The organism is Exiguobacterium aestuarii, assembly GCF_020171655.1.
Lineage (GTDB): Bacteria > Bacillota > Bacilli > Exiguobacteriales > Exiguobacteriaceae > Exiguobacterium > Exiguobacterium aestuarii_A.
Map to the genome: position 1 here is coordinate 193,600 of NZ_JAIVAC010000003.1, position 9,357 is coordinate 202,956.

The 9,357-nt window shown below is 48.9% G+C and carries 10 protein-coding genes, 1 rRNA gene and 1 riboswitch; of the genes, 1 reads left to right on the forward strand and 10 read right to left on the reverse strand.

Going from position 1 to position 9,357, the window contains the following annotated elements:
* Positions 1 to 4: 4 nt before the first annotated feature.
* Genes purF through purE form a run of 8 tightly spaced genes read right to left on the reverse strand, consistent with a single transcriptional unit; the run spans position 5 to position 8,133 of the window.
* Positions 5 to 1,414, reverse strand: a complete 1,410-nt coding sequence (purF, locus tag LCM29_RS13565) for an amidophosphoribosyltransferase (protein WP_214758269.1) — start codon at positions 1,412 to 1,414, stop codon at positions 5 to 7.
* Entirely contained in the window at positions 1,390 to 3,609 is a 2,220-nt protein-coding gene (purL, locus tag LCM29_RS13570; RefSeq protein WP_224863426.1) for a phosphoribosylformylglycinamidine synthase subunit PurL, read from the reverse strand. Before purL ends, purF begins: the two co-directional genes overlap by 25 nt.
* A complete protein-coding gene (gene purQ / locus LCM29_RS13575; protein WP_214696716.1) occupies positions 3,593 to 4,273 on the reverse strand; it encodes a phosphoribosylformylglycinamidine synthase subunit PurQ in 681 nt (226 codons plus the stop codon). The genes purL and purQ overlap by 17 nt, the downstream gene beginning before the upstream one ends.
* Entirely contained in the window at positions 4,270 to 4,512 is a 243-nt protein-coding gene (gene purS, locus LCM29_RS13580; protein ID WP_074032936.1) for a phosphoribosylformylglycinamidine synthase subunit PurS, read from the reverse strand. The genes purQ and purS overlap by 4 nt, the downstream gene beginning before the upstream one ends.
* Positions 4,509 to 5,213, reverse strand: coding sequence for a phosphoribosylaminoimidazolesuccinocarboxamide synthase (gene purC / locus LCM29_RS13585; protein WP_214776119.1), 705 nt, complete (start codon positions 5,211 to 5,213; stop codon positions 4,509 to 4,511). The genes purS and purC overlap by 4 nt, the downstream gene beginning before the upstream one ends.
* A 48-nt stretch (positions 5,214 to 5,261) precedes the next feature.
* Positions 5,262 to 6,554: an adenylosuccinate lyase gene (gene purB, locus LCM29_RS13590; RefSeq protein WP_224863428.1), complete on the reverse strand. Its 1,293-nt coding sequence runs from the start codon at positions 6,552 to 6,554 to the stop codon at positions 5,262 to 5,264.
* Positions 6,551 to 7,645, reverse strand: coding sequence for a 5-(carboxyamino)imidazole ribonucleotide synthase (gene purK / locus LCM29_RS13595; protein ID WP_224863430.1), 1,095 nt, complete (start codon positions 7,643 to 7,645; stop codon positions 6,551 to 6,553). Before purK ends, purB begins: the two co-directional genes overlap by 4 nt.
* On the reverse strand, positions 7,645 to 8,133 hold the full coding sequence (purE, locus tag LCM29_RS13600) for a 5-(carboxyamino)imidazole ribonucleotide mutase (protein WP_214785783.1): 489 nt from the start codon (positions 8,131 to 8,133) through the stop codon (positions 7,645 to 7,647). Before purE ends, purK begins: the two co-directional genes overlap by 1 nt.
* 69 nt (positions 8,134 to 8,202) lie before the next feature.
* A riboswitch (purine riboswitch) is annotated at positions 8,203 to 8,304 on the reverse strand.
* A gap of 147 nt (positions 8,305 to 8,451) precedes the next feature.
* Here purE and LCM29_RS13605 point away from each other — a divergent pair.
* Positions 8,452 to 8,922: an NUDIX hydrolase gene (locus tag LCM29_RS13605; protein WP_214696694.1), complete on the forward strand. Its 471-nt coding sequence runs from the start codon at positions 8,452 to 8,454 to the stop codon at positions 8,920 to 8,922.
* A gap of 42 nt (positions 8,923 to 8,964) precedes the next feature.
* On the opposite strand, the gene LCM29_RS13610 is transcribed toward LCM29_RS13605, so the two are convergent.
* Both LCM29_RS13610 and rrf read right to left on the reverse strand, forming a co-directional pair.
* Positions 8,965 to 9,156 (reverse strand): NETI motif-containing protein, encoded by a 192-nt coding sequence (locus LCM29_RS13610; RefSeq protein WP_015880702.1) that lies wholly within the window; start codon positions 9,154 to 9,156, stop codon positions 8,965 to 8,967.
* Positions 9,157 to 9,240: 84 nt separating this feature from the next.
* Positions 9,241 to 9,357, reverse strand: a 5S ribosomal RNA gene (rrf, locus tag LCM29_RS13615).

A 9,357-nucleotide genomic window follows, 5' to 3' on the forward strand; every position in this document is an offset into this window, starting at 1 on the left:
CCCCTTAAGCCTTTGTCTCTGTCACGAGTTCTGCAAGTTCAGTCGGATAAAGTCCCGTGAAGCATGCAGCACACTGCCCGCGTAACGCTCCTTCGAACGGACGATCGATGGCTTCGACCGTTCCATCCAATGTGAGAAACGCTAGTGAATCGGCACCAATCTCTTCTCTGATTTCTTCAACGGATTTGGTTGCCGCAATTAACTCTTCCTTCGTTGATGTATCGATTCCGTAATAGCATGGATGCTTGATTGGCGGTGACGTGATGCGCACATGCACTTCCGTCGCGCCTGCCTCTCGAAGCAAAGTGACGATTCTGCGGCTCGTCGTTCCTCGGACGATGGAATCATCGACCATAATGACCCGCTTCCCATTCACGACACCGCGTAACGCCGACAGTTTCATCTTCACGCCGCGCTCTCGTAATTCCTGAGAAGGTTGAATGAATGTCCGTCCGACATAACGGTTCTTAATAAGTCCCATCTCGTATGGGATTCCACTCGCTTCGGCATAACCGATTGCCGCGGAAATACTCGAGTCCGGCACACCCGTCACGACATCCGCTTCGACCGGCGCTTCTTCGAACATCTTTTTCCCCATGGCTTTACGCGCCGTATGCACGTTGATGCCGTCGATGATCGAGTCCGGACGTGAGAAGTAAATGTATTCCATCGAACACATCGCACGAACTGCCGCTTCACTGAAGCGTTCAGATGTGATGCCTTCATTCGTAATCATGAGTAACTCGCCTGGTTCAACATCTCGGACGTACGTCGCTCCAACGACGTCAAACGCACATGTCTCTGATGCGAAAACGTACGCACCGTCTTCCGTCTGCCCGAGTGACAAAGGACGTAACCCATGAACGTCGACTCCGACGTATAGGGCATCTTCTGTCAAAAATAAGAAGGCGAATGCTCCAACGAGACGAGCCAAGCTATCTGCAATGCGTTCTTTCAATGAATTACCGCGACTCCGCTTAATGAGATGGGCCACGACTTCCGTGTCGGACGTCGTCTGGAAGATCGCACCTTCCGCTTCGAGCATATGTTTCAACTCAGTCGCATTCACAAGGTTTCCGTTATGCGCCATCGCCAAATCACCTGTCAACGACTTGAAATGGAGCGGTTGAACGTTCTCGAGCGTGTTGCCGCCCGCTGTCGAGTAGCGTACGTGACCAATCGCATGATTCCCGGTGAGTGCGTCGAGAGACGTTTCGTCAAATACTTCGGTGACGAGTCCGAGTCCACGTTTCGCGTGGAGACGCTCTCCGTCTGCCGTTACGATTCCCGTTCCTTCTTGGCCACGGTGCTGCAAACTGTGAAGTCCGTAGTAGGCAAGGTGTGACGCTTCGATGTGACCGAACACACCGAAGACGCCACATTCCTCGTTCATGCCTCGGATGTCATATAACATGGAATAGCTCCTTCCCATACACGTTCCAACTCTTGCACATCCATTTCAATCAAGCGGTCGCTCGCGCGAACGACAACGGTTGCCGCTTCTGTGACCGTTCCGATTGCCGTTCCGTTCGTCATGCTCGCGAATGCCTCGGCTTTCGTTTTCTCGACTGTCACGAGGAAGCGTGACTGGGATTCACTAAATAACGCAGTGACGAGATCTGTATCGATTGTGACGTCGACACCTAGCCCTGTTCCGAAAACGAGTTCTGGTAACGCTGCCGCAAGACCACCTTCTGACACATCGTGTGCCGCCGTGACAAGACCTTCACGAATCGCTTGAAGTAATGCTTTCTGCGTCTGACGTTCTTCCTGAAGGTCGAGTGTCGGCGCATGTCCGCTCACTTTTCCATCCTGCAACATTTGAAGGGCACTCCCCCCAAATTCTGCTTTTGTCTCTCCGAGTAAGAAGACGACGTCTCCGGCTTGTTTCGCAAACGATGTCGTAATGTGCTCTGGCTTCTCAATGAGACCGACCATTCCAACGACCGGTGTCGGATAAATGGCTTGTCCGTTCGATTCGTTGTACAACGATACGTTTCCACCAATCACAGGTGTATCGAGCGTCCGGCACGCTTCTGCCATTCCTTCAACGGCTTGGTCGAGCTGCCAGAACCCTTCCGGTTTATCCGGGCTTCCGAAGTTGAGACAGTCCGTCAAAGCAAGAGGCTCTGCACCACTTGCGACGATGTTACGTGCCGCTTCAGCGACAGCGATTGCCCCACCGACACGCGGGTCGAGATAGACGTATTTCGCGTTACAGTCGGTCGTCATCGCGAGCGACTTCTCCGTCTCACGAATGCGGATGACTGCGGCATCACTGCCCGGTGCGACGACTGTCGATGTTTGAACCATATGGTCGTATTGCTCATACACCCAACGTTTCGAAGCGATACTTGGCATCGCAAGAACGTCTTTCCATGTCGCCATCACATCTTCGACGATTGGTGTAACAGGACTCATAGCTTGGAAAGCTTCGTAGTAGGCTGGTACTTTTGAAGGTTTATGATAGACAGGAGCGTCTTCGGCGAGCGCATCGACCGGTACTTCGGCTGCAACTTCTCCTTGGTGAACGAGGCGAAGCACTTTCTCATCGATGACCTCGCCGACTTTGATCGCGTGAAGTCCCCACTTCGTCACGATCGCTTCAATCTCGTCTTCATGTCCGGCTTTGACAACGAGAAGCATCCGTTCTTGTGATTCCGATAGCATCATCTCGTAAGGCGTCATGCCTGTCTCACGTTGCGGGACGAGGTCTAAGTTCATCTCGATCCCCATGCCGGCTTTTGAGGCCATCTCCGCTGAAGAAGATGTCAATCCAGCTGCCCCCATGTCTTGAATCCCGACGAGCGCCGGGTGTTTGATGACTTCAAGACACGCTTCAATCAATAACTTCTCCATGAACGGGTCTCCGACTTGTACGGCTGGGCGTTTCTCGTCCGCGTCTTCCCCGAGTTCTTCAGAGGCGAATGTGGCACCATGGATTCCGTCGCGTCCTGTCGTCGCTCCGACATACATGACCGAGTTCCCGACACCTTCTGCGATTCCTTTTTGAATATCTTCATGACGGATGAAACCAACGCACATCGCGTTGACGAGTGGGTTCCCTGAGTAGGCCGGGTCAAATGCGACTTCGCCACCTACAGTCGGGATGCCGACGCAGTTTCCGTAACCGGCAATGCCTGACACGACATGACCGAATAAATGTTTCACACGTGATTCGTTCAAATCTCCGAAACGGAGTGAGTTCAATAATGCAATCGGACGGGCACCCATCGAGAAGATGTCACGGATGATTCCGCCCACCCCAGTCGCCGCCCCTTGATAAGGTTCAATCGCTGACGGGTGGTTATGACTCTCGATTTTAAAGGCGACAGCTTGACCGTCTCCGATATCGACGATTCCTGCCCCTTCTCCTGGTCCTTGTAAGACGTGCTTTCCGGTTGTAGGAAACTTCCGGAGCACAGGTTTCGAGTTTTTGTACGAACAGTGTTCAGACCACATGACCGAGAAGAGACCGATTTCTGTATAGTTTGGCTCCCGGCCAAGCAGTGAGACGACGAGTGCGTATTCGTCGTCCGATAATCCCATCGTGGCATAAATCTTTTCATCGCGGATTTGCGTAGCTGTCGGTTCAGTTGTAAGTAACATGTCGTGCCCCCCATTTTACAATTGACGTGAATAACCGTTTACCGTCTTCCCCACCGAGCAATGCTTCGACCGCACGCTCTGGGTGTGGCATCATGCCGAGTACGTTTCCTGCTTCGTTCGTGATGCCGGCGATATTTTCGACCGATCCGTTCGGGTTCTCTTTATAGGTGAACGCAATCTGACCATTTGCCTTCAATGTCTCGAGTGTCGCCTCGTCACAGTAGTAGTTGCCCTCACCGTGTGCGATTGGCACGCGAATCGTTTCCTGTGCCGCATAGTCACTTGTGAACATCGTCTCGTTATTTTCAACGACAAGTTCGACAGTCTTACACATGAATTTCAAATCACGATTTCGCATCAACACGCCTGGGAGGAGTCCCGCTTCGACAAGTACTTGGAATCCGTTACATACCCCAAGCACCGGACGTCCTTCTTCTGCGAAACGTTTTACCTCCGCCATAATCGGTGAAAATTGGGCGATTGACCCGCAACGCAAGTAATCTCCATATGAGAAGCCACCTGGTAAGAGCACCCCATCGAACCCTTCAAGTGAGGTTTCTGTATGGAACACGTATTCCGCTTCTTCCCCGAGCACGTCTTTTACCGCGTGATACATGTCGAGGTCACAGTTTGATCCTGGAAAGACGATGACCGCGAACTTCATGCAAGTACCCCCATCTCGATTTCATAATTCTCAATGACCGTGTTGACGAGTAGTTTCTCACACATCTCTTTGACCATGTCTTCTGTCGTTTCGTCAGCGACCTGAAGCTCGATGACTTTCCCGATGCGTACCGATTCAATTCCAGCGAATCCAAGATGCTCGAGTCCGCCTTTCACAGCTACTCCTTGTGGGTCGAGTACACTTTCACGTAATGTCACATACACGTTTACTTTTTTCATTGTCCATTTCCCCCTATGCGTGTTAGCAATTGTCCATACGTCTCAGTCAAAGAACCTAAATCGCGACGGAATACGTCCTTATCAAGCTTTTGTTTCGTCTCTTTGTCCCACAGTCGGCACGTGTCTGGTGAAATCTCATCCGCTAAGATGATGGTTCCGTCCACTTTCCCGAATTCTAGTTTGAAATCAATCACGTCAATGCCGTGTTGACCGAAGAAATCGAGTAATACGTCATTTACCCAAAGACCAAGTTGTCGCAATGTTTCGACTTCTTTATGTGTAGCGACTTGCAACAAACGGATATGGTCTTCTGTTAGGAGCGGATCCCCAAGAGCATCATCCTTATAGTAGAACTCGACAATCGGTGCAAGGAGCGGTGTCCCTTCTTCCCAACCTAGTCGTTTCGCCAGGCTTCCAGCCGCTACGTTTCGGACTACTACTTCTAATGGAATGATGTCGACACGGCGTACCAACTGTTCTCGCTCTGAGATTTGTTTGATAAAGTGCGTCGGAATCTTGTTGTCATGCATCAATTCGAACAGCTGTGTCGTGATGGCGTTGTTCAGGATCCCCTTCCCATCAATCGACTCTTTCTTCTCTCCATTGAATGCTGTCGCATCGTCTTTATAATATACGCGAAGCACACCCGCTTCTTCTGTCTCAAATAACGCTTTCGCCTTGCCTTCATAAATTGCTTTCATCTGAACCGTCCCCCTTAAAAGTGAGAGGGGCATATCGCCCCTCAACGATTACAAACCACAGCGTTCAAAAATTGTATCGACACGGCGTACGTGATAACGCGGATCGAACAATTCATCGAGCTCTTCACTCTTAAAGAGTGCGCCCATTTCTTTGTCTTCTTCAATCAATGTTCGGAACATCGTCTCTTCTTCCCACGCTTGCATCGCCTTCGGTTGAACCGCGTCATATGCGGCTTCACGCGACCAGCCTTTCTCGATGAGGCCGAGTAGAATACGTTGCGAGAAGATAATCCCAAACGTACGATCCATGTTGCGACGCATGTTATCTGGGAAGACCGTCAAGTTCTTCACGATATTACCGAAGCGATTCAACATATAGTTAAGAAGAATCGTCGCATCCGGAATAATGATGCGTTCTGCTGACGAGTGCGAGATGTCACGCTCATGCCAAAGCGGAACATTTTCATAAGCCGTCATCATATGACCGCGAATGACACGCGCAAGACCTGTCATGTTTTCAGAACCGATCGGGTTTCGTTTATGTGGCATAGCCGACGATCCTTTTTGTCCTTTTGCGAAGAACTCTTCCACTTCACGTGTCTCTGTCTTTTGAAGACCACGAATCTCGGTAGCCATCTTTTCAATCGATGTCGCAATCAATGCGAGTGTCGACATGTACTCGGCATGGCGGTCCCGTTGGAGCGTCTGTGTCGAGATCGGTGCAGCTTGGATACCGAGCTTGTCACACACATATGATTCGATGAACGGATCGATATTCGCAAACGTTCCGACGGCTCCGCTCATTTTCCCAAACTCAATCGTTTCGCGTGCTGCCATGAAGCGTTTCTTGTTTCGCTTCATTTCTTCATACCAGAGGGCGAGCTTCAAACCGAACGTTGTCGGCTCTGCGTGGACACCGTGTGTCCGTCCCATCATGATGTCATATTTATGTGCTTTCGCTTTTTCTGCAAGAATGCCGATGAAGCGATCTAAATCGGCTTCTAAGATGTCATTTGCTTGCTTGATTAAGTACGAGAGTGCCGTATCGACGACATCCGTCGACGTCAATCCGTAGTGTACCCACTTTTTCTCTTCTCCGAGTGTCTCAGAAACGGCACGGGTGAAGGCAATCACATCGTGACGCGTCTCTTGTTCAATTTCTAAAATACGATCAACATCAAACGATGCTTTGTCCCAAAGGACTTGTACATCTTCTTTCGGGATAATTCCAAGTTCACTCCAAGCCTCACACGCGTAAAGCTCAACTTTTAACCAAGCCTCGAACTTGTTTTGATCGGTCCAAATGTTCGCCATCTCTGGGCGGGTATAGCGTGAAATCATAAAACGGTCTCCTTCCAAATTGCCAGTTGTTCGATGGTATGAAGCGCATCCTCGACCGTGTCACCGAGAACATTTAAGTGTCCCATCTTGCGACCTGTCTTCGCTTCATCTTTTCCATACAGATGTAGTTTAACATTCGATGGCAATGCTTTGACATTGAGTCGTTGCATATGTTCACCGAGAAGATTGACCATGACGACCGGAGTGGTCAGTGTCGTTCGTCCGAGACGCATCCCCGTCACGGCTCGAATGTGTTGTTCAAATTGTGAGGTCTCACATGCATCAATCGTGTAATGTCCAGAATTATGTGGACGTGGTGCGAGTTCGTTTACGTAAAGGCGACCATCTGGCATGACAAACAACTCGACAGCGAGTGTTCCCATCAACCCGATGTGGTCTGCGAGTTGAAGTGCGAGATGTCTCGCATCTTCTTGAATCTCATCAGCCACACGAGCTGGTACGATGGATAGATGTAGAATGTTGTTATGATGAATATTTTCACTGATTGGGAACGTCGACGTTTCTTCTTCTCCACGTGTCACGATGACCGAGATCTCTTTTCCAAACGGCAACCAAGCTTCAGCGACATATTCTTGTTCCGTGAACTGTTCAATGAATGCCTGAACATCCTGTTCCGTCCGAATGACTGTCTGCCCTTTTCCGTCATAACCGAAGCGACACGTTTTGACGACAAATGGCAACCCAAGCTTTTCTTTCGCCTCCCGAACATCTCGAACGGTACGGACTGAAACATAAGGTGCGACTCGTAGTCCCGCAGATTCAATCATTTGTTTTTCTAAGATGCGATGTTGCGTCGCTTTCAATACATCCATTCCTTGTGGACATTTTTCTTCAATCGCAGCAATCATCTCTGTGTCGATATTCTCAAATTCGTATGTCACGATGTCAGAACGGTCGGCGAGTTTCTTTGCGGCGTCGACATCATCAAATGAGGCAACAATGGAATCTGCCACTTGAGCAGTCGGTGCATGTGGGTTTGGATCGAGACAAAGTGTCGTATACCCCATTGCACTCGCACTAAGAGACATCATCCGTCCAAGTTGTCCTCCACCTAAAATTCCGATTCTCATCAGACCAACTCCTCCGTTCCTCGCATCGCCATCTCTTGTTTTTTCTCCCGAAATGCATCAAGTCGATTTGTAATGTCTGTGGAGTGAATGCTAAGAATTTGAGCAGCAAGTAATCCTGCATTTGTCGCTCCCGCTTTACCAATCGCAACAGTTGCTACTGGAACTCCTGCAGGCATCTGAACAATCGAGAGTAGCGAATCCATTCCATTGAGAGCTTTAGACTGAACTGGGACACCGATGACAGGAAGTGTCGTTTTCGCAGCTACCATTCCAGGGAGGTGGGCTGCTCCACCAGCACCCGCAATGATTACTTGAATGCCTCTGCCTCGTGCCTCTTCAGCATATTCGAACATAAGGTCTGGTGTACGGTGAGCTGATACGACTTGTTTTTCATATGGAATCTGTAACTCATCTAACATGTCACATGTATGTTTCATCGTCTCCCAGTCAGATGAACTACCCATGATTACTCCAACTACTACGTTCATTCCAAATGTCCCCCTTACAAAAAGAAATCCCTAAACCGAGCAATCAGTTTAGGGTATAGGCATGACAAATACACGTCAGCTACACCCCATAGTCTGATCAGAATCGGTGATCAGGTAGAAACTTGCAAGCCATTTCCTTGCGATTATATGGAGCACTATTTATTTTTCCTATCTCACACGCCTATCGTACCTTGTTCTTTGAAAACATGTCAATAAACTGCGAACATTTTAATTGTCTGAATATTTATCGTTCGCTTTTTGGATATAAGAAGAATCTTCTCTATATATCCTGTATTCTATTATAAAAGGGGGAGTTAGATGAATTATATATCAAGTCTTCGGGAAGTGATTGGCAACCGTCCGATCATCAGCGTTGGAGCGACCATTTTGGTCATCAACCAAAAACAAGAGGTACTGATGCAATTCCGATCGGATACACTTGACTGGGGTTTACCAGGAGGATCGATGGAGCTCGGAGAAACGTTGGAAGAAGTCGCTGCACGAGAATTAAAAGAAGAAACTGGACTTTTCGCTAAGCAATTTGAATTCATTCAAGTCTTTTCCGGTCCGGATGGTTACTTTAAATATCCGAACGGCGATGAAACATACGGTGTCATCCATTTATATCAGGCAAAAGGAGTACATGGAGAGCTTCTGATGGAAGACGGTGAAAGCCTGGCTCTTGAATACTTTAGTAAAGAGAATCTTCCTAAAAAGATAGAGAAACGCGCTCAAACTTTATTGGATGCGCTTGGAGACCGATGCTTTGAACGCAAGCATTCATTTTAAGATATAAAAAAGCCGTCACACTATCTGTGTGACGGCTTGGCATTAGGATTCTTTAGAGACGCATTCAAATAAAATCGATTGATGGGAATGGACAGGTTCATCTTTGGCTCCCGTTTGCTCAAAGACGGGCTTTTCAATGCGGCGTATAGGACGATAACCCATTTCATTGATTCGATCTAAACATTCGCTGACCGTTTCATTTGGTTCGACATATACTTTGATCTTCTTAGCCATTTCTTACGTCCTCTCTTCCACTAGACTAAATCGATGATAAGAAAAAACGGCGGCCCTTGAGCGAATGCTCCAGAACCACCGTTTGCCTGGCAACGTCCTATCCTCACAGGGGGAGATCCCCCAACTACTTTCGGCGCTGAGACGCTTAACTTCCGTGTTCGGCATGGGAACGGGTGTGGCCGTCTCGCTATCGCCACCAGA

Bases quoted from the DNA above. Each gene is read 5' to 3' on its own strand.
- purF (WP_214758269.1), bottom strand. From the start codon at position 1,414: ATGTTATATGACATCCGAGGCATGAACGAGGAATGTGGCGTCTTCGGT.
- purL (WP_224863426.1), bottom strand. From the start codon at position 3,609: ATGTTACTTACAACTGAACCGACAGCTACGCAAATCCGCGATGAAAAG.
- purQ (WP_214696716.1), bottom strand. From the start codon at position 4,273: ATGAAGTTCGCGGTCATCGTCTTTCCAGGATCAAACTGTGACCTCGAC.
- purS (WP_074032936.1), bottom strand. From the start codon at position 4,512: ATGAAAAAAGTAAACGTGTATGTGACATTACGTGAAAGTGTACTCGAC.
- purC (WP_214776119.1), bottom strand. From the start codon at position 5,213: ATGAAAGCAATTTATGAAGGCAAGGCGAAAGCGTTATTTGAGACAGAA.
- purB (WP_224863428.1), bottom strand. From the start codon at position 6,554: ATGATTTCACGCTATACCCGCCCAGAGATGGCGAACATTTGGACCGAT.
- purK (WP_224863430.1), bottom strand. From the start codon at position 7,645: ATGAGAATCGGAATTTTAGGTGGAGGACAACTTGGACGGATGATGTCT.
- purE (WP_214785783.1), bottom strand. From the start codon at position 8,133: ATGAACGTAGTAGTTGGAGTAATCATGGGTAGTTCATCTGACTGGGAG.
- LCM29_RS13605 (WP_214696694.1), top strand. From the start codon at position 8,452: ATGAATTATATATCAAGTCTTCGGGAAGTGATTGGCAACCGTCCGATC.
- LCM29_RS13610 (WP_015880702.1), bottom strand. From the start codon at position 9,156: ATGGCTAAGAAGATCAAAGTATATGTCGAACCAAATGAAACGGTCAGC.